The 24,685-nt window shown below is 33.1% G+C and carries 21 protein-coding genes; 11 read left to right on the top strand and 10 right to left on the bottom strand.

Annotated elements, in window-relative coordinates:
- Positions 1-56: 56 nt before the first annotated feature.
- From J8M14_RS14590 to J8M14_RS14605, 4 genes are all read left to right on the top strand, one after another.
- The gene (locus J8M14_RS14590) at positions 57-371 is read left to right on the top strand and encodes a thioredoxin family protein (RefSeq protein WP_211075547.1); all 315 of its coding nucleotides are present in this window, start codon (positions 57-59) and stop codon (positions 369-371) included.
- Positions 352-609, top strand: coding sequence for a hypothetical protein (locus tag J8M14_RS14595; RefSeq protein ID WP_211075548.1), 258 nt, complete (start codon positions 352-354; stop codon positions 607-609). The genes J8M14_RS14590 and J8M14_RS14595 overlap by 20 nt, the downstream gene beginning before the upstream one ends.
- Positions 610-799: 190 nt before the next feature.
- Positions 800-1,300 (top strand): thiol peroxidase, encoded by a 501-nt coding sequence (tpx, locus tag J8M14_RS14600; RefSeq protein WP_211075549.1) that lies wholly within the window; start codon positions 800-802, stop codon positions 1,298-1,300.
- A gap of 6 nt (positions 1,301-1,306) precedes the next feature.
- Positions 1,307-1,675, top strand: a complete 369-nt coding sequence (locus J8M14_RS14605; RefSeq protein ID WP_211075550.1) for a diacylglycerol kinase family protein — start codon at positions 1,307-1,309, stop codon at positions 1,673-1,675.
- A gap of 52 nt (positions 1,676-1,727) precedes the next feature.
- Here J8M14_RS14605 and J8M14_RS14610 read toward each other — a convergent pair whose 3' ends face one another.
- Positions 1,728-2,852: a hypothetical protein gene (locus J8M14_RS14610; protein ID WP_211075551.1), complete on the bottom strand. Its 1,125-nt coding sequence runs from the start codon at positions 2,850-2,852 to the stop codon at positions 1,728-1,730.
- Between the two features lie 322 nt (positions 2,853-3,174).
- Here J8M14_RS14610 and J8M14_RS14615 point away from each other — a divergent pair, with 322 nt between their 5' ends.
- The 4 genes from J8M14_RS14615 (at position 3,175) to ribB (ending at position 9,444) form a co-directional block, all read left to right on the top strand.
- On the top strand, positions 3,175-5,640 hold the full coding sequence (locus J8M14_RS14615) for a DNA translocase FtsK (protein WP_211075552.1): 2,466 nt from the start codon (positions 3,175-3,177) through the stop codon (positions 5,638-5,640).
- A gap of 48 nt (positions 5,641-5,688) precedes the next feature.
- Positions 5,689-6,318: an outer membrane lipoprotein carrier protein LolA gene (locus J8M14_RS14620; protein ID WP_211075553.1), complete on the top strand. Its 630-nt coding sequence runs from the start codon at positions 5,689-5,691 to the stop codon at positions 6,316-6,318.
- A 72-nt stretch (positions 6,319-6,390) separates the two neighbouring features.
- Positions 6,391-8,223 (top strand): LptF/LptG family permease, encoded by a 1,833-nt coding sequence (locus tag J8M14_RS14625; RefSeq protein ID WP_211075554.1) that lies wholly within the window; start codon positions 6,391-6,393, stop codon positions 8,221-8,223.
- 69 nt (positions 8,224-8,292) lie between these two features.
- Positions 8,293-9,444, top strand: a complete 1,152-nt coding sequence (ribB, locus tag J8M14_RS14630) for a 3,4-dihydroxy-2-butanone-4-phosphate synthase (RefSeq protein WP_211075555.1) — start codon at positions 8,293-8,295, stop codon at positions 9,442-9,444.
- 10 nt (positions 9,445-9,454) lie between these two features.
- On the opposite strand, the gene J8M14_RS14635 is transcribed toward ribB, so the two are convergent.
- From J8M14_RS14635 to J8M14_RS14645, 3 genes are all read right to left on the bottom strand, one after another.
- Positions 9,455-10,645, bottom strand: a complete 1,191-nt coding sequence (locus J8M14_RS14635; RefSeq protein WP_211075556.1) for a DegT/DnrJ/EryC1/StrS family aminotransferase — start codon at positions 10,643-10,645, stop codon at positions 9,455-9,457.
- 83 nt (positions 10,646-10,728) lie between these two features.
- Positions 10,729-11,184, bottom strand: coding sequence for a thioredoxin family protein (locus J8M14_RS14640; protein WP_211075557.1), 456 nt, complete (start codon positions 11,182-11,184; stop codon positions 10,729-10,731).
- 159 nt (positions 11,185-11,343) lie between these two features.
- Complete coding sequence (locus tag J8M14_RS14645; RefSeq protein ID WP_211075558.1) at positions 11,344-11,976, bottom strand: NAD(P)H-dependent oxidoreductase; 633 nt, start codon at positions 11,974-11,976, stop codon at positions 11,344-11,346.
- 90 nt (positions 11,977-12,066) lie between these two features.
- On the opposite strand from J8M14_RS14645, the gene J8M14_RS14650 reads away from it, so the two are divergent.
- A complete protein-coding gene (locus J8M14_RS14650; protein WP_211075559.1) occupies positions 12,067-12,453 on the top strand; it encodes an acyl-CoA thioesterase in 387 nt (128 codons plus the stop codon).
- Position 12,454: 1 nt separating this feature from the next.
- On the opposite strand, the gene nhaC is transcribed toward J8M14_RS14650, so the two are convergent.
- Positions 12,455-13,939, bottom strand: coding sequence for a Na+/H+ antiporter NhaC (gene nhaC / locus J8M14_RS14655; RefSeq protein ID WP_211075560.1), 1,485 nt, complete (start codon positions 13,937-13,939; stop codon positions 12,455-12,457).
- 684 nt (positions 13,940-14,623) lie between these two features.
- Here nhaC and J8M14_RS14660 point away from each other — a divergent pair.
- Positions 14,624-15,256 (top strand): CPBP family intramembrane glutamic endopeptidase, encoded by a 633-nt coding sequence (locus J8M14_RS14660; protein WP_211075561.1) that lies wholly within the window; start codon positions 14,624-14,626, stop codon positions 15,254-15,256.
- On the opposite strand, the gene J8M14_RS14665 is transcribed toward J8M14_RS14660, so the two are convergent.
- Genes J8M14_RS14665 through J8M14_RS14675 form a run of 3 tightly spaced genes read right to left on the bottom strand, consistent with a single transcriptional unit; the run spans position 15,253 to position 17,120 of the window.
- Positions 15,253-15,825, bottom strand: coding sequence for a non-canonical purine NTP diphosphatase (locus J8M14_RS14665; RefSeq protein ID WP_211075654.1), 573 nt, complete (start codon positions 15,823-15,825; stop codon positions 15,253-15,255). The genes J8M14_RS14660 and J8M14_RS14665 overlap by 4 nt on opposite strands.
- Before the next feature lie 22 nt (positions 15,826-15,847).
- Positions 15,848-16,372 (bottom strand): HAD-IIIA family hydrolase, encoded by a 525-nt coding sequence (locus tag J8M14_RS14670; protein WP_211075562.1) that lies wholly within the window; start codon positions 16,370-16,372, stop codon positions 15,848-15,850.
- Positions 16,356-17,120, bottom strand: coding sequence for a DUF2520 domain-containing protein (locus tag J8M14_RS14675; protein ID WP_211075563.1), 765 nt, complete (start codon positions 17,118-17,120; stop codon positions 16,356-16,358). Before J8M14_RS14675 ends, J8M14_RS14670 begins: the two co-directional genes overlap by 17 nt.
- Before the next feature lie 140 nt (positions 17,121-17,260).
- On the opposite strand from J8M14_RS14675, the gene ccsA reads away from it, so the two are divergent.
- Positions 17,261-20,443: a cytochrome c biogenesis protein CcsA gene (gene ccsA, locus J8M14_RS14680; protein ID WP_211075564.1), complete on the top strand. Its 3,183-nt coding sequence runs from the start codon at positions 17,261-17,263 to the stop codon at positions 20,441-20,443.
- 204 nt (positions 20,444-20,647) lie between these two features.
- Here the strand turns inward: ccsA and J8M14_RS14685 are convergent, their stop codons facing one another.
- The gene (locus J8M14_RS14685) at positions 20,648-23,305 is read right to left on the bottom strand and encodes a glycoside hydrolase family 3 C-terminal domain-containing protein (protein ID WP_211075565.1); all 2,658 of its coding nucleotides are present in this window, start codon (positions 23,303-23,305) and stop codon (positions 20,648-20,650) included.
- 413 nt (positions 23,306-23,718) lie between these two features.
- The gene (locus J8M14_RS14690) at positions 23,719-24,612 is read right to left on the bottom strand and encodes a hypothetical protein (protein WP_211075566.1); all 894 of its coding nucleotides are present in this window, start codon (positions 24,610-24,612) and stop codon (positions 23,719-23,721) included.
- Positions 24,613-24,685 lie beyond the last annotated feature (73 nt).

Here is a 24,685-nt window from a genome sequence, read left to right on the forward strand (position 1 = left end):
CCGATATGTATTACTATCGGAGAAATTCTTATCTAAGATTTTAACTCAAAATAATTATGATTCAAGAATTAGCAGAAGATAACCTTTCTCAATTAGTGGAAAGTAATGATACGGTTGTAGTACAATATTCAGCATCGTGGTGCGGTAATTGTCGGATTATGAAACCAAAATTCAAAAAATTGGCTTCAGAAAACGATTCCACAACATTTGTTGTCGTAGATGCTGAAAAATATCCAGAATCCAGAAAAATGGCAACCGTAGATAACCTCCCTACTTTTGCTACCTTTAAAAATGGTTCTTTTGTAGGACAAGTGCAGACTAATAAATTTGATGTTTTAAAAGAATTAGTAAATGAAGTTACCAGTAATTAAACATCTTACCAATTTCATCGAAGAGAATGATGAAGATTTTGTGGTTGAAACTATAGAAACTTTAGAAGCTTTAACAGAAATACCTTCTCTAAAAGATGAAGAACTTGATGTAATCGGAGAGTTGATTTCTAATATGTACGGTGCATTAGAAGTAGATAAAATGGTGAAGGCCGGAACTTCTAAAAAAGAAGCTCTTAATAATTTTATGCAACGTGTTTTAGGGTCTATTGATACTTAGTTCTTAAGATTCCTTGATAATATTTAAAAAGCGGTTATTTTTAAAAGAATGACCGCTTTTTTAGTTTCTAACTTTTTGGGCTAGCGTTTTTATAATTATTCAACCTTAAATATTTTTTTATTTCTCCACTTATATGTAAACTTGAAGAACTAAATATAATTTTATTTAATCAATACAAAAATCACTTAAAATGGCTTCAATAACTCTAAAAGGAAATACAATTCATACTAATGGTAATTTACCAGAAATTGGACAAAAAGCACCTGACTTTGAATTAGTAAATACAGATTTGTCAACTTCGAAATTATCAGATTATAAGGGATCTAGAGTAGTGCTAAATGTTTTTCCTTCTTTAGATACCGGAATATGTGCAGCATCTGTAAGACAATTTAATAAAGAGGCTAGTGGGCTTTCTAATACAAAGGTTTTATGTATATCTCGGGATTTACCATTTGCTCAAGCAAGATTTTGTGGGGCAGAAGGGCTAAACGATGTCATAAATCATTCCGATTTTAAAGATGGAAAATTTGGTAAAGATTATGGTTTAGAGATAGTAGACGGACCAATGCAAGGATTACATTCCAGAGCTGTGATTGTTCTGGATGAAGAAGGAACTGTTACTTATACCGAACAAATACCAGAAATTGTTCAGGAACCTAATTATGCAGAAGCATTAAAAGTATTGTCATAGGACATAATGAGTAAGGTCTCTAAATTTATTATTGGCAGACTCCGGGGCTGTGGCTACGCTATTAAAGGAGCATTGTTGCTCATCAGAACAGAACCTAGTATTCAGGTTCAGGTTGGCATTACCATTGTAATGACTGTGGCAGGATTTTATTTGAATATTACCAAAACAGAATGGATGCTGCAAATTTTTGCTATCGGATTGATTATGAGTGTAGAAGGCGTTAATACGGCAATTGAAGCGATTGCAGATTTTGTTCATCCTGATTTTCACGATAAAATTGGGTTTATAAAAGATGTCGCAGCAGGAGCAGTGTTTATTGCAGCAATTACAGCCGTAATTATTGGATTAATTATTTACGTACCATACTTCTTATAAAAAAGCTATCTAATTTTTTAGATAGCTTTTAATATGATATTTAAATATTAAACTATTTAATTTCTATAAAAGTCGTTTTACATGGTTCTACCTGTATCTTTCCTCTACCTAATATCAGGAAATCGTTTCTGTTATTTCCTATAGAATTTTTGACTTTTATAAAGAAAGGATAATTTTGTGATTTGATGTTATTAAAATATCCTTTAGATCCTGCTATAATAGATATTTCTCTATAATCTCCATAAACTCCATCTTTTTGTTTTCTCTGAAGACTTACAACAATGTCCTTACCTGTTTTATTAATGAAGCCATAATTTCCAAATCCTTTTGAGCAGTCAAACTCCCTGTTGTTGTTAATGCTTCCATAATTATCAATATTAGTAAATATATCTGGATTCTGAGTTTGCATTGGTTGTCTTAAATTTGATTGCGCAGGATTGCCTGTTGATGTAGATTGAAGTTGATTTGGACTATAGTTTCGATTATAATTTGGATCATAATTTTGATTGTAATCACGTAGCTGATTTGAATTTGCATTATAAGAATTCTCTACAGGATTTTGCCGATATCTATCAGCAGTGTTAGCATTGTATTGATAGGTGTTTGGATTGGTTGCTTGTCTATTATATTGATTTGGTATTGGAGCATTTTGGTTCGCTTGATGCATTTGTTGAGCGTTTCCGTATGTTACCGATGGCTGATAGTTAGAAATATTAGGGTTGCCATTGGTGTGGTTAGGCGTATTTGCAAATTGCCGATTTGCGTTATTGGCTTGCATATTTTGGAAATTATTTGATTTGCCAAGGTTCCCTTGTTGTGGGGTAACAGCAGTTCCAGAGGTAAAATTATTATTAGGAGTTACCTGTTGATAGTTGGGCTGAGTTGATACTTGAGGAGCTCTATATCCCTGATTACTGTTTCTAAAATTTTGAGTTCTACTATTAGCATTACCTTGAAAACTTTCTGCCTGTTGCTTCTTAACACTTTTTAGGTCTTCTGCCCTAAAAACAAAATTGTAACCATCTTTTGTTTGTATCGATAAGTTTTGATTGTAATTAAATTCTGTAATCTTACCTATGATAACACTTCCGTTTTTTAAAGTGATAACATCGTTAACATCTTGAGACCACGTAATGGATGATAGGATCAGCGTAAAAGATAAAAGTAAATTTTTCATAACATTTTTGTTTTTGTGTAATTAGATTTATGTGTATATGATGTAGTTAACAGGTTCTGATTGTAAAATAGAACTGTTAATTGGTGAACGTTATTTTTTTGAATGGTAAGTTGGCGAAACTAAAGAGTAAATTACTTTTTTGTTGGTTATAAGTTAATAATTTTCAGCTTATTAAAAAGTTAATTACTTATTAAAATCACTTCTAAAACTGTTATAATATTCAGTCTTGTTTTTAATTTTAATAATAGATGAAAAGAAAATTTTTTAGTCATTTCTACGTTCCAATATAGATATTCGTATTTTTGCGATAAGACATATAAATATGGCTAAAAAAAAGGCAACAACTAAAAGGAAAACCAATACAAAGACCAAAACTTCTTTAAAAGAAAAGTTTAACTTATCAAGACAGCAAAAAGTTGTTTTGGGTAGTTTTCTGTTTTTTTTGGGAATAGGTTTATTCTTTGCTTTTATTTCATTTTTTTATAATTGGAAAGTGGATCAAAGTGAGGTTTCCCAGTTTTATAATAGAACAATTTCTGTAAAGAATTGGTTGAGTAAATTTGGTGCTTCAGTTAGTCATTTCTTTATTTATAAAGGTTTTGGTATTGCTTCATTGATTATTCCTGTTCTGACTTCGCTGACCGGTATTTATCTTTTCTTTGATTTAAGCAGAAAAAAACTTGCAGGGTTTTGGTTCTGGGGGATTTTAGTGATGACCTGGATTTCTGTAGTACTTGGTTTTGTTGAAAAAGAAGGAGGTTTGCTGGCAGGAGTAATTGGATATGAAACTAATGACTTTCTGAGAGATTATATTGGTTTTATAGGTACAGTTTTGGTATTGACATTTTTTGCAATTGTATATATAGTAGTAAGATTAAGATATACTCCCGAAAAAATTTCAGATTCTCTAAAAAATACGCAGAAAGCTATCGTAAAAGATTACGAATCTGCGACAAAAATTAATGGCTCCAAAAATGGAAAAACTGTAACTTCTGACGCCAAAAGAGAAAAAACAACACCGGTTAAAACTAATACCACAATTGAGCTTTCTAAAACAAAAGAACCGGAAAAAACACCTACTTCTAACACACAGACATTAGATGTACAGCCTACAATCAATGATTTTTATGGTGATCCAATTAACAGGTCTAATGATATTCCTGAGAAGTTGATTATCAAGTCAGAGGATAATCCTGAGGATATTGCGATGGAAGTTGAAACTACCAAAGAAGAAGAGGTAGTTAAAAAAATAAGTAATAAATTGGTTAAAGATTTTGGTGAGTTTGATCCAAAGTTAGAATTAGGTAGATATAAGTTTCCAACAATTGATTTACTTAAAGATTACACAGGCCAAGTAGGAGGGATTACTATTGATCAGGGAGAGCTAGAAGAAAATAAAAATCGAATTGTAGAGACTCTGAAAAATTACAAGATTGAGATTGCTCAGATTAAAGCTACGGTTGGGCCAACAGTTACTTTATACGAAATAGTACCTGAAGCGGGAATTCGTATTTCTAAAATTAAAAATCTAGAAGATGATATAGCTCTTTCATTAGCAGCGCTTGGAATTAGAATTATTGCTCCAATACCAGGTAAAGGGACAATTGGTATTGAAGTACCAAATAAGAAATCAACGATTGTTTCCATGAGATCAGCAATTTCATCTTCCAAATTTCAGAATGCGGAAATGGAGTTACCACTGTCCTTGGGTAAAACAATTTCTAATGAAACTTTTGTAGTTGATTTGGCAAAAATGCCCCACTTGTTGATGGCTGGTGCTACGGGGCAGGGTAAATCTGTAGGTCTGAATGCTATTTTGACTTCTTTATTATACAAGAAACATCCTGCAGAAGTTAAATTTGTTTTAGTAGATCCTAAGAAAGTCGAACTTACATTATTTAATAAAATAGAACGTCATTATTTGGCTAAACTTCCAGACACTGAAGAAGCTATTATTACAGATAATACCAAGGTTATTAATACAGTAAATTCATTATGTATTGAGATGGATGCCCGATATGATTTACTGAAAAATGCAATGGTTCGTAATATTAAAGAGTATAATACTAAATTCAAGGCCAGAAAATTAAATCCCGAAAATGGACATCGGTTTTTACCATATATTGTACTTGTTATTGATGAGTTTGCAGATTTGATTATGACTGCTGGAAAGGAGATAGAAACTCCTATTGCCAGATTAGCACAGCTTGCTCGTGCTATCGGTATTCATTTGATTATTGCTACGCAACGACCATCAGTTAATGTGATAACAGGTATGATCAAGGCTAATTTCCCGGCCAGGATCGCTTTTAGAGTAACTTCTAAAATTGATTCGCGAACTATTTTAGATACAGGAGGAGCAGATCAATTAATTGGTCGTGGAGATATGTTGTATACACAAGGTAATGATTTAATCAGAATTCAATGTGCTTTTGTGGACACTCCCGAAGTAGAAAGAATTACAGAATATATAGGAAGCCAAAAAGCATATCCAGATGCGCATTTGTTACCAGAGTATTCAGGTGAAGAAAGTGGCACAAGTCTTGATATAAATATAAGCGACCGAGATAAATTATTTAATGAGGCTGCAGAAGTAATTGTAACAGCGCAACAAGGTTCAGCGTCTTTGTTACAACGAAAACTGAAACTTGGTTATAACCGAGCCGGTAGGTTAATTGATCAGTTAGAAGCTGCAGGTATAGTTGGTCCTTTTGAAGGAAGTAAGGCTCGTCAAGTCTTGGTTACGGATTTGGTAGCACTTCAACAGTTATTAGCTGATGAAAAATAATATTTCTGTTTAAATAAAAATTAATAGTAAAGAATTTAAAATAAACGAATGAAAAAAATTGCCCTACTAATATTTGCATTTTGTATTACGAGTACTCAGGCCCAGAGTGCTAAGGAACTTTTGGATGAGGTTTCTAAAAAAGTAAAAAGCTACGATAATATTGTTATTGGTTTTAAATATGCTTTAAACAATCCTGCTGAGAATGTTTCTCAGGAAACCAGAGGAGATGTTACCCTAAAAGGAAATAAGTATCTGTTAAATTTAATGGGCACTCAGCAGATCTTTGATGGAAAGAAATTACATGTTATCATTCCTGAAGATGAGGAAATTAATATTTCATCTTTAACAGAAGATGATAACAGTGTTACTCCAGCAAAGATGCTTACTTTTTATGAAGAAGGATATTCTTATAAGATGGATATTGTTCAGGATGTAAAAGGAAGAAAAATTCAGTTTGTAAAATTGACACCGATTGATACTAAAAGTGAATTAAAAGAAATTCTTCTTGGTATTGACAAACAAACCAAACATATCTATAAAATGATTTTAATACAGAATAATGGGACTAATGTTACGATAACGATAAATAGTTTTAAAACAAATCAACAATTATCTGAAACATTATTTGTATTTAATGAATCAAAATATGAAAATTATTATATCAATCGTTTAGATTAAATTTATATTTGAACAATTATATAATTTAATTACTGTCCCGAATAATCTCGGGACTTATTTATAAGTAAAGATTTGAAAATACTTGACAGATATATATTAACTTCATTTTTAAAGACATTTTTTCCGCTCTTTGTTATCATCATGTTTATTCTTTTGCTGCAGACGATATGGTTATTTATATCTGAATTAGCAGGTAAAGATTTAGATTTTTCTGTAATTCTTAAATTTTTGACTTTCGCCTTGCCAAGGTTAATACCCATGGTACTTCCTCTTACCATTTTGTTGACATCAATAATGATTTTCGGAAATTTTGCTGAGAATTATGAGTTTGCAGCGATGAAATCCTCAGGAATTTCATTGCAAAGAGCTATGAGAACTTTAGCTATTTTTATGTTTTTTGTTGGCATAGGTGCTTTTTTGTTTGCTAATACTGTTATGCCATCATCAGAACGGAGGTTTATAAATCTAAGAAAGAATATTTTTCAAGTCAAACCAGCAATGGTTATTACTCCTAATCAGTTTAATGATTTGGGTGATATAAATATTAAAGTTGGAGAAAAATATGGAGATAATGGTCAGTATCTCAAAGACATAATAATACATAAGAAATCACCAAGAGCCGGTAATTATACGGTGATCAAAGCAGTAGATGGAGAATTAAAAGGTAGTATAGATTCTGATCTTGTGACTTTAATACTTAATGATGGTAATTATTATGATGAAATCCAGCAGAAGTCACCTAAAAGAAGAAAAAAGCTACCATTTGCCAAAGCGCATTTTAAGCAGTATGTTCTTAATATGGATTTGTCTGCATTGGATAATGTAGATATGGATGCTCAGAATAGTAAAAAAGGATATAATATGCTTAATATATCTGATCTGCAAAGTCAGATAGATACTTTTTCTTCAAAACTTAATAGTGAGATCAGGAATTTAAGGGATGATGTAAATAAACGGAGTGGTTTTAATGAATTAAACCGAAACTTAAAAATTGACTCTGTGCCTGTTAAAGTTAACGATAGTTTAGATTTTATTGAGACTTTTAATACCAAACAGAAGTTGCAAATCTACAGCCTGGCATTTTCTAATACAGATGGAATTTTAAGAAAAATAGAAACAAATATAAAAAGAGAAAGGGATACCAGAAGAGCTCTGAATAAATATGAGATGTCATTACATGACAAATATGCTTTGGGTATTGCTTGCGTACTTTTATTCTTTGTCGGAGCTCCTCTTGGAGCAATTATCAGAAAAGGAGGGCTAGGATTACCTATCGTAGTTGGGGTGTTATTGTTTTTAACTTATCATTTTATAGGAATTTTTGCTAAAAATGGAGCAGAAGAAGGAGGGGTGCCGCCTTATGTAGGTTCGTGGTTATCTACTTTCATTATTTTTCCATTAAGTATTTTCCTTACCTATAGAGCCACTACAGATCAAGGATTCTTTAGTCTTGATAATTTTGTACAGCCAATTAGAGATTTCTTTGAAAAGAAGAAAGCTAAGAAAACTATAGATAAGACTATTGAAGAAGAGATAAAAATTAGAGAGTTTACAGAAGCTGAAGTCGTTGGAATCAAAAAGCTCTATTCTGATTTTAATGAAAACTCAATTTTAGCAATTGTTATATTTAGTTTTCTGATAGTAATTAATATTGTGATTTCGATTATTTCCGCAGAATCAAATGATAGTCAAATAATGCTAATGATCTTTAATATAATTTCTGTAGTCTCCTTTTTAATATTTTTCTTTATCTCTTTCAGAATTTGGTTAAGATTTCAGAAAATCACTAAAGAGGATAAAAAATCAAATGGTATTGTATTTCTTTTGTTTGGCTTACCACTTTATTTTGTTAGCTATTTCTTTTACAAAAAATCAATGAAAGAAGATATAGCTAAGATCAGATAATCTACTATTATTGTTCTCCAAAAGAATTATATAAATTACCTTTGCACTCAAATTCACAATTATTTTATTATGTCACAGGTTACCGAAACCAAAAACAAGATTAAGTTAGATACCATTCAGGAAGCAATTGATGATATCAGGCAAGGTAAGGTAATCATCGTTGTAGATGATGAGGATCGAGAAAATGAAGGTGATTTTGTAGCTGCTGCAGAAAAAGTCACTCCGGAGATGATCAACTTTATGGCTACTCATGGTCGTGGATTGATTTGTACACCACTAACAGAACAGCGCTGCGAGGATCTAAAGCTTAATATGATGGTAGGTAATAATACCGATCCTATGGAAACAGCTTTTACTATTTCTGTAGATTTAAAAGGTAATGGTGTTACCACAGGTATATCTGCTAGTGACCGTGCAAAAACAGTTTTGGCATTAACAGATCACGAAACTAAATCTTTTGAATTGGCGAGACCGGGACATATTTTTCCTCTTAAAGCTAAAGAAGGTGGAGTGCTGAGAAGAACAGGTCATACAGAAGCAGCTATTGATTTTGCAAGATTGGCAGGACTACAACCTGCTGGAGTTATTGTAGAAATCATGAATGAAGATGGTACAATGGCTCGTCTTCCTCAATTAGTTGAGGTTGCAAAGAAATTTGATTTAAAATTAGTTTCTATTGAAGATTTGGTAGCATATCGTATGCAGCATGATTCTTTGATTGAAAAGAAAGAAGATTTTGATATTGTTACTCGCTTCGGAAACTATAGGTTAAGAGCTTATAAACAAACGACCAATAATCAGATTCATATAGCATTAACAAAAGGGAATTGGACAGAGAATGAACCGGTTCTAACAAGGGTTAATTCTACATTATTTAATAATGATATTCTAGGAACCTTAACAAATAATGCAGATAAGCGATTAGATGCAATGTTTCAGAGAATTAATACAGAAGGTAAAGGAGCTATTCTTTTTATTAATCAAGAGAGTCAATCTTTAAACCTGTTAGGTCGATTGGCTGGTTTAAAAGAAATTCAGAATGGTAAAGATGTAATCAAAGCTCCTAAAATAGTTATGGATACTAAAGATTTTGGTATAGGAGCACAGATTCTACACGACCTTAATATTCATAAACTTCGTTTAGTTTCTAATTCAGTTCAACAAAAACGTGTTGGAATGATAGGATATGGTCTCGAAATAGTTGAGTATGTAGAATACTAATTCTATGTGCTTATAAAATACTTTTAATAGCCTCAACCATGTTTGAGGCTCTTTTTTTGACCTCGTCTTCAGTCCAACCTACTTTGATTAAGCAAGAAATAGTTCTACTCATCCACGCATCACTATCTGGAAAAGATCTATTGTTTTTACGTAATCCAGATTGTATTTCTTCAGAGAATTTGGATAAGGATTTAACTTCCAGTAGATGTTTCCACTTTTTATAATAATGCCAATTATTGTCGTACCAATAAAAACAAGCGTCTACACCTTGTTTTCCTAAGGCTTGATGTGCCTTTTTTGCTAGCTCTTCATTGGGTAAAAATATGTTTAGAAAAGCATAACTTTCGACTCCTTTTTCAGGGACTCTTCTGAAAGTAACTTCAGGAATTGATGTCAGAGCTTCACGAAGTATTGTATAATTCTTTTCCTGTATTAATAGGGTATGATCTAGTTTTCTTAGTTGTGCAATACCTACAGCGGCGTTTAATTCAGAAATTCTAAAATTATATCCTAGAAATGGATGAGTTTCTGCCCCACGGTCATTACCAATATGATCATGACCATGATCTTGATATTTATGAGCGCGATCAGCATATGTTTCAGAATTAGTGATCAATCCACCACCTTCTCCACAAGTTACAGTTTTTACATAGTCAAAAGAGAAACAGCCCAGATCCCCATAACTTCCCAGGGGTTTACCACTATAAGTTCCACCGATAGCCTGACAAGCATCTTCTAATAGGATGAGGTTGTGTTTATTACAAATAGTCTTAAGTGCATCAAGATCAGCCATCGAGCCACACATGTGTACAGGCATCACCACTTTAGTTTTTTTGGTGATTGCTGCTTCAACGGCTTTTGGATCCAAAGTGAGTGTGTCATCGATATCACAAAGAATAGGAACTGCTCCAACAGATAAAATTGCTTCAAAACTGGCTACAAAAGTAAAGGTTGGCATAATCACTTCGTCACCAGCACCAATACCAGCAGAAGCTAAAGCAACCGTAAGTGCAGAGGTACCACTAGATACTACCTGGGCATATTTGGTTTGCATTCTGGTAGCAAGGTCCTTTTCGAGCTCTAAAGCTTTATGATGACCATTTCGATTACCATCAAAACCATAACGCATTAAAACTCCATTGTCTAATACATCCTGAACTTCTTTTTTTTCTTCGGCTCCAAATAATTCAAATCCCGGCATATCTGTGTGATTAAATTAAAAAACTCTTTCCGGCAAATGTACCGAAAAGAGTTCTGAATTAGATATCTATATTTTATCTTTTTCTAGTAATTGTTAGAGGTTGTTTCTAGTAAACTAAAAAATCTTTCAGGGTCTCTTAGTGAAGCTCTATAACCACCTTCTTCAGCAACAATGTTACCTTCATGATTCACCACGACCATAAAAGGGAAAGTTTTTTCCTTATTATATTTTTTTAATAATTTTTTGTTGGCCTTCAGTAATTTTTTACTGATCAGATCTTCGTTTTTTGGTATATCAACCTTTTGCAAAATAAATTTATCTGTAAACTGTTCAAATTTTATAGTCTCGATTACTTCCGTTCTAAAATCTCTACACGCCACACTCCAATCTCTTCCTGTGAAATATAATAAAATAGGTTTGTTTCGATCCTTGGATACTCTTTTAGCAACATCAAAATCCGTAAACCAGCTCAATTCGTTTTGCTGTGCGTAGCAGTTATAAGACAATATTATCAATAGTGGTACTATCAATTTTTTCATTTCACATATTATTTCGGGTAATGCAAAAATATGTAAAAATTACTAAATTCTTAGTTTAGCTGTAATTTACAAGTTTAAAATTAGGGAATAGTCAATTTAATTAATATAAAATTGATAATACCGTATTGTATTTAAGGGTTATTTAAGTTTTATAAGCACTTAAGACAATTCAATTACCGTGTCACTAATAGGGCGCCTTACTTTTTTTAATTCTGCAAACATGTCGTCTTTTGCTCTAAACCCAACAGGAAGTACTAATACAGATGTTAGTCCGAGTTTATCGAGTTTAAGAATTTTGTCATACTTAGCAGGAATGAACCCTTCCATAGGACATGCATCTATTTTTTCCGTGGCACATACGGTGAGCAAATTTCCTAAAGCCAAGTAAGCTTGTTTAGCAGCCCAATTAGATATTTCTTCTTCAGGTTTATTCTTAAAAGAATCGACTAATTGCTCTCTAAAGGGTTTTAGGATTTCTTCAGAAGTATTTCTTGTAGCTTTTACATTATTAAAATGCTTAACAATATATTCTTCTCCAATAACATTTTCGATGCAAAATATTAATAGATGTGATGCATCTGCCACTTGTTGTTGATTCCAAGAATGTTCAACAAGCTCTTGTTGTATATTTTTATCCTTAAGAACTATTAGTTTTAAGGGTTGTAAGCCATAAGAAGTAGCTGTAAGATTAAAAGCTTCTGTAAGTGTATCTATTTTTTCCTGAGGAAGAATTTTTGTATTATCAAATTTCTTGGTAGCATATCGCCAACGTAAACTTTCTATAATATTCATTCAAAGTTTTTTTTGTTATACTACAAAGATACTACGATAAGATTTACCTTTGAGTAGTAAATTGATAAGAAAAAACTATATCACGATTGTATGAAACATATAGATGAATTGATCAAGAAATCAGAAACTCGAATTTTTAAAGCTGTATTTCCAAATACTACAAATCATTATGAAACATTGTTTGGAGGAACTGCATTACAATTAATGGATGAGGTTTCTTTTATCTGTGCAACTCGTTTTAGCCGAAAAAAGGTTGTTACCATTTCTACAGACAAAATAGATTTTGAAAAACCAATTCCCGAAGGCACTATCATTGAATTAGTAGCCAAAGTTACTAAAGTTGGTAGAACCAGTTGCCTAGTTAAGGTTGATATCTATAAAGAAGATATGTATAGCTACGATCGAGAAATAGCAGTTTCAGGTCATTTTAAATTTGTTGCAATCGATAACAATAAAAGCCCAATACCAATTGTCTAGATTAGTTACTGGTTAGTTGCTTTATTTTTATTCTAAAAGCTGCAAATATTAGTGTCATAAACGGACTCATCCAATTAAAAATTGCAAAAAAGAAATAATCTACAACGGGTACTCCTAAAACACCACTTTGGTACGCTCCACAAGTATTCCAGGGAACTAAAACTGAAGTCACAGTTCCTGAATCTTCAAGCGTTCGACTAAGATTTTCTGGTGCAAGCCCCTTTTCTTTAAATGCATTAGCATACATTCTACCAGGTACCACGATAGCAAGGTATTGATCCGATGCAGTGACATTTAATGCCAAACAGCTTACTACTGTACTTGCAAATAGACCGAAAACAGTATCAAATAAATTTAATAAAGCTTTACTAATTCTAGACAAGGCACCAATGGCATCCATAACACCTCCAAATACCATAGCACATACAATCAACCAAATAGTACCTAGCATTCCTGACATTCCTCCAGCAGAAAACAGGTCGTTAAGTTGTGCATTGGTAGTTTCTACGGAAGTATCGACAGTCATTGCCTTCATAACACCAATATATGCTGAATTAAAAGTCAGTTCTGTGCTGCCAGCAATATTAGTAACAATTTCCGGCTGAGCAATAATCGCTGCTATAGCTCCTAAAAGTGTACCTGCTAATAGAGCAATTAATGGGGGTGTTTTTTTAATAATTAAGACAATAACTAAGATGGGAACAATAAATAACCAAGGAGTAATATTAAAAGCATTATTAATAGCATTTAGTTGTTCGCTAATCTCTGGAGTTCCTGAAGTATCAATTGTAAATCCAATTATTATAAATATAATTAGTGTAATAATTATGGTTGGTACCGTAGTATATGTCATGTATTTTATATGTGCGAATAGTTCTCCGCCTGCCATAGCAGGTGCTAAATTAGTAGTATCTGATAAAGGAGACATTTTATCTCCAAAGTATGCTCCAGAAATTACAGCTCCAGCAGTCATTCCCAATGAAATACCTAATGTGTCACCAATTCCAATAAGAGCAATACCAACTGTTGCAGAAGTCGTCCAAGAACTACCGGTTGCTATAGAAATAATTGCACAAATGATTATACAAGCTGCTAAAAATATGGTGGGGTTAAGGATTTGTAATCCATAGTAAATCATTGTTGGAATAATACCGCTGATTAGCCAGGTTCCTGCAAGTGATCCTACCATCAATAATATAAGTAAAGCACCAGTAGTAGACTTAACATTCTTTGCTACTTCTTCCATCATTTGTTTATAGGAAACTTTATTATAAAATCCTACAATTGCTGCTACCGCTGCACCTAAAAGTAAAATAAACTGATTACTACCACTCAAAGCATCATCACCAAAGGCGAAAGAAACATTATAAAATAGCATTCCTACCAATATGATAACAGGTAAGAGTGCTTCCCAAATGTTTAATTCCTTGTTTTCAATAATTTCTTCGTTTTCTGGGGTAGAAGGAGTGATGTTTTGACTTTTCATTATTAAATTAAAGATTTATGGATGTAATGTTACGATATTAATAAAATCTATGCAACGTCTTATGAAGTTTTAATCTTCTCAAAAACTACGAAATCATTCACAAACATCATTTAATCGATTAAAAATGCATTTAATCGATTATATGCGTTTTTGTTTTAAGAGTAAATTGATAAAAGATGCCAGTAAGAAGTACTTTTGATATGAACAAAAAGAGTAAGGAGAAAATTGGAATTGTTGTTTAAGTTTTTTTTGCCCCTCAAGTAGAACTTAGTTTTTCTATAATTAAGTTCACCCCAATCACATAAAGGCCTCTTACCCCAGGAGGCTTTTTTATATTTCATGATTTCATCAGTATAGTTTTTAAATAAGTTTGGTAAGGTGTTTTGATAAAAAATTAGTGATTTTGTGTTTTTTATCGATTTTATTTGTTTTTAATCGATAAAATTAATATTTTTGAATTGTTGTTTTGTAGGATGTTTGTTTTTCAGTCTTACTTTTGAACCGGTAAAGAAAAAAAATTGATTGTTCTTATCATACTGAGTTAGCCCCCAGAAATAAATTATTTTTTTTGCCCCAAATCTATTACCCCATTAATTGATGAGCCTCTCCCCAAGAGGCTTTTCTTTTGTTAAAAAAATTAAACTACTCGAATTTTATTCTGAAATTAGTCAAAAACTAAATTTAATGTATTCAGTTTTATATAGAAGTACGGAGTTATTTCTTTTATTTGTTTTACTCCCTATAAGTTTTTTGATAGATTATCCGATACTGATCAAAGTAATTTTGATTGTCATTGGGTTTATTTATATTTTAGTTCTTCTTAAACGTCAAGGTTTGCTTAAGTTGCGCTTACCTGATAAAACTTATTGGAAACCTTTTTGGCAGGAAACAATTATTAAGTTAGCTATCGTGATGGTAGTAACTGGTTTGTACGTTTTTTTTATTGCACCAGACAAGTTGTTCTCTGTTTTGCTTAAAAAACCAGAACTGTGGTTAATTATTTTATTTATCTATACTTTTCTATCGGTATGGCCTCAGGAAATCATTTATAGAACTTTTTTTTATGACCGATATGAGAAGCTCATCAAAAATAAGTGGTTGTTTATTTTTATCAACGCTGTTCTTTTTTCTTTGGCACACCTTTTTCTAAAAAGCTTTCTAGTGCAATTATTAACATTTGTTGGCGGGTTGCTATTTGCATATACTTTTAGTAAGACCAAATCAACAACATTGGTTTCAATCGAACATGCGATTTATGGTAATTGGTTATTTACTGTTGGGATGGGAGAGATGCTAGCTTTTCCGGGAGTAGATTAATTGTTTAGAAACTTAATTAATTGCTGGACAGCTTTGCCCCGATGGCCTATTCTATTTTTTTCTGCTAAAGAAAGTTCGGCAAATGTTTTTGTATATCCCTTTGGAAGAAAAATAGGATCATAGCCAAAACCTCCGTCACCTTGTTTGTCTTGGGTAATTGTGCCTTTACAAATTCCTGTAAATGTTTTTAACTCGTTATTTAATTCTAAAGCGATAACTGTTTTAAATTGTGCATCACGATTTACTTGTCCCTTTAACTCTTGGAGTAACTTGTTCATATTATTATCTGCGTCTTTTTCTGGACCTGCATATCTGGCAGAATATACTCCGGGATCCCCGTTGATTGCTTCAACTTCTAAACCTGTGTCATCAGCAAAGCATTCATAACCATATTTTTCTTTGATGTATTGTGCTTTTTGGATCGCATTTCCTTCAATAGTATCAGAAGTCTCTGGGATATCTTCTGTACAATTAATATCCGAAAGACTTAGTAATTGAATATGAGAAGGCATCAACACCTGAACTTCTTTTAGTTTATTAAGGTTGTTAGTAGCAAAAACAAGTTTTATCATTGTGATTAATTGGATTTAATTATGCTTCAGCATCAAAATCAGAGATCCATTTTCCTTGAACTTTTAATACTTGTTCAATTACATCTCTTACACACCCTTTTCCGCCTTTTTTAAAGGAAACGTATTTAGAGATCTCTTTTACTTCAGCAGCAGCATCTTGTGGACAAGTTGGTAAACCTACCATTTCCATTACTGGAAGATCAGGAATATCATCTCCCATGTATAATACATTTTCAGTTTTGATATTATAAATATCCAGATACTCATCAAGTTGTTCTACCTTGTGGTGTGCGCCCAGGTAAATATCAGTTATGCCTAACCCTTTTAATCGTTTACGAACACCTTCATTTTTACCTCCAGAAATGATACAAACATTAAAACCTTGTTGAACAGCAGTTTTTAAAGCATATCCATCTTTTATATTCATAGTTCTTAGTAATTCACCATTGGTATTAATAATTACGGTGCCATCTGTTAATACTCCGTCAACATCAAAAATAAATGTAGTGATATGTTGCAGGTATTCTTTATAACTTTTTTCCATGTTTAGATTGTATCGCTTTTGTAAGGGTTTGATATAATTCTTTTTGTTGAGTATTATTTAAAATATGTAAATGCCTATCAATAGTAGTGATATCGTTTCGAATCGCTGGGCCGGTTTGAGCTTGATCAGGATTTATATTGGTTATTTTTTTTGCAGTTTCCTGAATTAAAGGATGTAAAATTTCAAAAGGGACTTTATGCTCTTCACAAATATCATTACCAACAGAAAATAGATAATTAGTGAAATTGTTTACAAAAACAGCAGAAATGTGCAGTATATTTCTCTGCTCTGATGATATTTGATATATCTTTTCAGATAGAGAAGAAGCGAGTTTGTTTAGTAAAACTAAGTCCTTTTCTTCTTCGGCTTCCAAACAAAATGGGATTTTGCTAAAATCGACCACTTTGTCTTTACTAAAAGTTTGTAAAGGATAAAAAACACCTCTTCGATTATTATTTTTTATAGTTTTCAAAGGAACACTACCCGAGGTATGTACAACTAAACAGTCATTAAATGGTAATTTTGAAGAAATTTCCTCAATGGCGTCATCACTTACTGCTAAAATGTAAACATCAACTTTAACAAGATCATTAAGGTCCTGAGTAATAATTTTAGAGTCCTGTTCAGGGTTAAGTAATATTCCTTTTCGATTATAACATTGTACAACTTCAATGGATTTTTGAGCACCCAAAGCAGTGTACATATGTTTTGCTACATTGCCAGAACCAAGAATTATAACGCTAATCATTCGGCTAAAATAAGGAAGAAACAACTAAAAAATGAACAATATCTATACTTCTGTTAAATACATTAAATCAAACCCCAATATTAAGGTAAAATCCTACTAAAAACACTAAATTTGCCGAGCTAAAAAAAGTAATGATTGTTATGCAAAAAAAGCTTGCAAGTATTTTGTTCTCCACACGATTAATGGCTATTTTATTTATTGTTTTTGCCGCATCCATGGGGGTTGGGACTTTTCTGGAAGATGCTTATGGAACAACAGCAGCCAGAATATGGATTTATAATACCTGGTGGTTTGAAGCAATTATGGTTTTTTTTGCTATTAATTTCTGTGGAAATATATTCAGGTACCAATTATATAAAAAAGAAAAGTGGGCTACACTTTTACTTCATTTGTCGTTCATCTTAATTATTCTTGGTGCTTTTATTACCAGATACATTAGTTATGAGGGAGTAATGCCAATTAGGGAAGGGGAGACTACATCAACGTTTCTTTCAGAAAAAACTTATATCACTATATTTTTAGATGGAGAGATTGATGGAGAACCACGCAGAAGAATTATCTCGGAAGATTTAGAACTTGCCGAAGCTACTAATAATAGCTTTACCATAAATACAGACTATAATCAACAACCTATTACTATTCAGTATAAAGATTATATTATGGGAGCCGAAATGGGTTTGGTGGAAAACGAGTCAGGAAAAAACTATCTTAAGATTGTTGAAGCCGGAGATGGTAATAGACACGATCATTTTCTGGAAGAAGGTGAGATTTCTAATATTCATAATGTACTATTTGCTTTTAATGAGTCAACTAAGGGGGCAATAAATATTACATATAAAAATGATGAATACTTCATAGAATCACCTTTTGATGGTTCATTTATGCGAATGGCTGATCAGTTTCAAGGACAATTGGTTAAAGACAGTATTCAGACACTAATGCTTAGGTCTTTATATCAAACAGCCGGAATGCAATTTGTGATACCAGATCCTGTGATGACAGGAAAATATGATGTAGTTCCTATCGAAGTTAAGGATAAAGGACAGCAAGATGCTTTGATTTTTGACGTAACCACCAATGGAGAAACTAAAGAAGTGAAACTGCTGGGAGGTAAGGGATATGATAATAACATGACCAAAATCGAATTAGGAGGCTTGGACATGTATTTTGCTTATGGCTCTAAACGATTAGAATTACCATTTGCTCTGAAGTTAAATGATTTTATTGCCGAGAAACAACCTGGAACAGAGAAGGTTTACAAATCTTTTATGAGTAAAGTTGATATTGTGGAAGAAAATACTACTCCACGTCCTTATGATATTTATATGAATCACGTACTCGATCATAAAGGGTATCGATTTTTTCAGGCTTCTTTTGACCCTGATGAAAAAGGAACGGTATTATCAGTAAACCATGATCGCTGGGGAACCTTGATTACTTATGCAGGGTATATGTTATTGTATTTAGGGTTGATGCTGATTTTATTTACCAGAGGTTCTCGTTTTAAAGACTTAGAACAAATGCTGAATAAAGTCAAAATTAAGAAAAAAGAATTGACAGTCTTGTTGGCATTGGTGGTTTCTACTTTTTCATTTGCACAAGAATTACCCAACCATACCACAGATCATATACAAACGTTACCAAGTAAAAAACGGCTAGATTCTGTTATTAAAGCCAATGTTGTAAGTAAAGAACATGCTGCTAATTTTGGGAGTATTGTAATCCAGGATGAACGAGGCAGAATGAAACCTGTGAATACATTTTCATCAGAATTACTTCGTAAACTTAGTAAAAAAGATACTTATGAGGGGTTGACAGCAGATCAGGTATTTGTATCTATGGTGGAGAATCCATTTATTTGGTACAGCGTTCCGATTATAGAAATCCAAAAGGAAAATGATAGCATCCGAAAAATTCTGGGAGTTCCTAAAACTGAAAGAAGAGTATCTTTAATTGACCTTGTAGAGCCTGATGGTTCATATAAGTTAGATCCATATTTAGAAAAAGCGAGTAGTACAAATACGCCAAGTAGTTTTGAGAAGGATTTTCTAAAAACCCACGAAAAGTTTTATTTGCTAAATCAGGCTTTAGGAGGTGGAATACTTAGAATATTTCCTGTTCCTAATGATGAAGGGAATAAGTGGGTTTCTGTTCCACAATTGAACGAAGTGAAGTTCACAGGAATGGATTCGGTATATACAAGGCAAATTATACCCATCTACAGGCAATCTCTTCAAGAGGCAAGGAAATCAGGGGATTATAGTAAACCTGATACGTATGTAAAAAGTATTAAGGATTTTCAGAAAAAGTTTGGTAGTGAAGTATTACCAACTGATAAAAAAGTTAAAGCAGAGATATTACTCAATAAATATGATATTTTTAAAACCTTATATCGATATTATCTATTTATAGGGCTGTATCTTATCATAGTGATTATTTTAGAAATTCTTATAGGTGTATCCAAACCTTTACGAGTTTTAATCAATAGCGGAATCGGAATAGCTATCTTTTTATTTATTATTCATACTTCTGGTTTAATTATTCGATGGTATGTGTCAGGACACGCTCCTTGGAGTGATGCTTATGAATCTATGATCTACGTAGCCTGGGCTACGGTAGCATTAGGATTGGCTTTTGGTCGTAAGAGTAATTTAACAATCGCAGCCACAATATTTGTAGCATCGATTATATTGTTTTTTGCGCATCAAAACTGGACAGATCCTGCCATTGCTAATTTACAACCCGTTTTAGATTCATATTGGGTGCTAATCCATGTATCTATCATTGTGGGTAGTTATGGGCCGTTCTTTGTGGGTGCTATTTTAGGAATATTAGCTCTGCTACTTATGATATTGACTACACAATCCAATAAGAAGCGAATGGATCTTACGATCAAAGAGCTTACAATTATCAATGAGATGGCATTAACTATAGGATTGGTAATGCTAACCATAGGTAATTTTTTAGGAGGAATGTGGGCAAATGAAAGCTGGGGAAGATATTGGGGTTGGGATCCAAAAGAAACCTGGGCTCTGGTAAGTATTATGGTATATGCGTTTGTGATTCATATGCGATTGGTTCCTGGGCTTAGAGGAAGATGGTTTTTTAACCTGATGTCAGTTGTTGCAGTAGCTTCAATAATAATGACATATTTTGGAGTTAATTTTTATCTAAAAGGATTACATTCCTATGCAAGTGGGGATAAGGTGATTACACCAAATTTTGTGTTTTATTCTATTGGTTTTGTTATCATCCTAGGCGCTTTTTCGTATTGGCGATATTCTATACATTATAAAAAGAGGAAAGAAATAATTAACAAATAGAATAGAAAAATAAAAATATGTTAAAACTTATAAAACTATTCTAGCAGCTATGATAAACCACCGGCAATATAGAATTATTATAAAATAACACGAGAAACCCTAAACTCAATCTATAGTAGATTTAGGAAGGAATACTTTTTTTTGAGTTATTTATTGTTTAGTTCTAAAGATTTGAAACTTAACTTGGTCACAATTTAAATATCTTTAGATTTCAGTAGTTTTTCCTTTTATGGTTATTTTTTTTACAACTACAGAACCTTTTTCAATTCTATTATTTGAGGGTTGAGCTCCACCAACGGAGATTTGGTATTCCCCAGGCTGTATTAGTTTTCTACCTTTATCGTTTACAATACTTAATTGTTCCTTATTGACCTTAAATGTCAATGTTTTCTTTTCTCTTGGGTTAAAAGATACTCTTTCAAATGCGGCCAACGTTTTATGCGGATTAAATTCATCTGCATTGGGATTTTCAATATAAAGCTGTATGACTTCTTCACCAGCCAAATTCCCTGTATTTTGAATATCAACCTTTACTGTAAAATTATTACCCGCTTCCATATGTTCAGGAATCACAAAATTGCTATATTCGAATGTAGTATAACTAAGACCATACCCAAATTCGTATAAAGATTTCTTTTTGAAATAGCGGTAAGTCTTACCTCTCATATCGTAATTACTAAATTCAGGGATGTCGTTTATATCTTTGTAAAATGTAACAGGTAATCTTCCAGATGGGTTATAATCACCAAAAATAACATCGGCAATAGCTGTTCCCCCAGCTTGACCTGGGTACCATGCCTCAATAATTGCTGGAATATTTTCATTCTCCCAATTAATAGATAACGCACTGCCATTAAGTAACACCAAAATTGTTGGTTTTCCCAAAGCTTTGATCTTTTTGATTAACGCTGTTTGGGTTTTGGGTAATTTAGTATGTACACGATCTCCACCAGAAAAACCATCTACTTTCACCTTCATTTCCTCACCTTCTAATAAGGGGCTAATACCCATACACATAATTATCGCATCTGCATCCTGGGCAATAGCAATAGCTTCTTTTTCGAGGTGATCTTTTGGTGATTCCCATAACAAACGCATAATAGCGTGCTCGGTATTATCTTGAATACATTCAAAACGAATATTATATTGCTTACCCGCCTCCAATTTTACATATTCATAAATTTTCTTTGGATGATGCACATCCTGTCTTTGCATTAATAATGTATCATCCAAAAATAGTTTCATAGAAGAAAAAGCTTCGCCTCCAAGTGCGTAATTACCAGTCTTATCAACAGAAAGTATTCCTGACCATCGTACTGAGTAGGAATCATAATTCATATCATCAAAAGGGGGCGTTGTTTTAAAGGTGAAATCTATAGTTTTATCAATGCGGGTGTGTTTTGGAGTACCCTGAAATGAAATATTATCAAAGTATTCGCCTTTTAGTCCCTTTACTTGTAAGGAGTTGTCTGTAAATAATACAGTATCTGGCATCACCTCAAAAACAGGAAGCCCTTCAGCCAATTTACAGCCTACAGCATAGGATACTTCGGCATTAGGTAATTTTTGTTTGATACCTTCTAGCGGTGTTATAGGTTGGGTCGGGTATCCATTGTAATTCCCCAGTAAAACCTCTAAGTCGTTTGCATTAGAGCCAATAACTGCTATTTTGTTTATTTTATTTTTATCTAAAGGAAGTGTATTGTTTTCGTTTTTAAGAAGTACCATCGATTTTCGTGCAGTTTCCAGGGCAGCAAGTCGATGCTTTTTAGAATCTACTACTTCGTAGGGTATATTTTCATATTTAACTGCACCTTCAGGTGCCATTAGACCTAATTTTAATCGAGCAACCATTAATCTTTCTAGCGATACATCTAATTCCGCTTCGGTAATCAAACCATCTCTTACTGCCTCTACCAATGCAGGATAAGAATCACCACAATTCAAATCGGTTCCAGCCTTTACTGCCATAGCAGAAGCTTCTTTAGCATCAGCACTTATTTTGTGAGCGTTTTTTTCGTAAAAATCTTTAATGGCCCAGCAATCCGAAACGATATACCCATCAAACCCCCAATCATTTCGCAATAAACTACTTAATTCTTGATTCCCGCAGCAGGGTTCTCCTTTATAAGCATTATAAGCACACATTATGGAATATACTTTAGCTTCTTTGACTACTTTCTCAAAATGCGGGCTGTAAGTATTTAAAAAATCCTGCGGACTTGGTACTGCATTAAATTGGTGTCGATCAGCTTCGGGTCCACTATGTACGGCAAAGTGTTTTGCGGTAGCAACAAGTTTTAAATAATTGGGATCATCCCCTTGTAAACCTTTAATAAAACGAACTGCCATTTCTCCAGCCAAATAAGGGTCTTCACCATAAGTTTCCATACCGCGTCCCCATCTTGGATCTCGGAAAATATTGATATTAGGTGTCCAATATGTTAGACCTTGGTAAATGCCTCTTTTGCCTCTTGATGCGAATTCGTGATGTTTTGCACGAGCTTCATCAGAAATTATTTCGGATATTTTTGACATTTGATCTTTGTCAAATGTGGCAGCCAAACCTATGGCTTGAGGAAATACAGTTGCTCTTCCAGCTCTACCCACCCCATGAAGACATTCGTTCCACCAGTTATACTCAGGAATACCCAAATGGTCAATCGCTGGGGATTGGTAACTCATTTGAGATACTTTTTCTTCAAGAGTCATGGCTGCAACAAGTTCTTTTGCTTTTTGCTCAAAATCAATGGCTTCCTGGTTATTTTCTTGAATTTGAACATTGTTTGAACTATGCTCAGAACATCCAGATAGTATTAATAAACTTAGTAAGAGTACCCAAATTGTATTTTTTACATTCATTTTGATTTTGTTTTAGACTGTGATTTTAGAAACACAGTTATATTTTGTTAATCGTTGAAAATTTGATTTCACTTTTAATTGTAACATCAATCTACTATACAATAATTACCTGTGACCATAATTTATGTTTACGGATTATATATTATCTTAATTCAAAGGTATTCTGAGGGAACTTGACCACAAAATTGGTTTGTAGCAATAATTATAAATTTTGATGCATTACCAAAGTTTTCTTTTTTTACTAAGGTTATAATTATCACTAGTCCCTAACGATCTTGGATAGGGTATTTTTTTGTTTTACTTGTATCAGAAAAAAAGCCATGAAGCTAAGCAATAATACTCTTGCTTGTTCATGGCGTTATAATATGGCTAATCTATATTTTAAAATAACATCTATCTCATGCAAATGCCTATTATGGACATACTCCAATATTATCTAAGTAAAAGGTACCTGCAACATCATCCCCTGAGCTTATCTGCAAAGCAAAACGAATGTATTCTCCTGAAGGCGTAAATGGTGCAAAATCTGGTATCCCTAAGGCACCATCAGCATTACCGGTAAATCCAGCTGTTGCAGTTGCAAAATCCACACGAAGCTCCTCCCATCCAGTACCACTATGAATGACTGTAACTTCGGCTTCCCGTTCAGTTTCATTATTAGGGTCTTGTTGAACGGCAAATTTCACTGGGACTTCTATGTTTGACCAAAAATTTAGCCTAACGACTTTATCGTCATTGCTGAAATTTGCAGTACTTAACATTTGAATTCCAACTCCATCAAAATTTCCTCCACCATCTTGTATTATTTGCAATACGTTTGAGACTTCTGGGTTTGCTCCAGAAGGGTCTGGATTTTCCACAACTTCTACTTCAGCTCCATTAAATCCAAATTGGAATGAGCTTCCGCCACCATCATCCCAGGTAACTGGTGTGCTAAAAATTGGCACGCAAGGGTCTGCTGGGGGTACCAATTCAAACTGCTCTTCTGTGATCTTATCATTAGGAGCGATAGCCCTTATTGTAACAAAAAATGTTTCGTCTGATTCTGGGTAAATAAAGGTGAGTGATTCTTGTATTCCAATTAATGTTGCAGGTTCAGCAGGAAGCCCGGATAACACCTCAAATGCTGTTGCTCCTTTTGCAGTAGGACTTATAGTAACCGAAAAGGGTGGTGTCATATTATTGAATATAAGGTTCGCTTGAACATCAGTAGGAGCAGGTCCTTCTACTAACACAGCATCAAAATCATTTTCTCTATCACAAGAAATTAAAGAAATAAGTATCATTCCTAAAATAAAACGTCGCATAAGCAATAATTTTTAATAATTTAGTTGATACAATATAGTTCATTACTTCTATGAATAAATAGATAGACACTTG

It is taken from the genome of Aquimarina sp. MMG016 (assembly GCF_018100805.1).
Classification (GTDB): domain Bacteria; phylum Bacteroidota; class Bacteroidia; order Flavobacteriales; family Flavobacteriaceae; genus Aquimarina.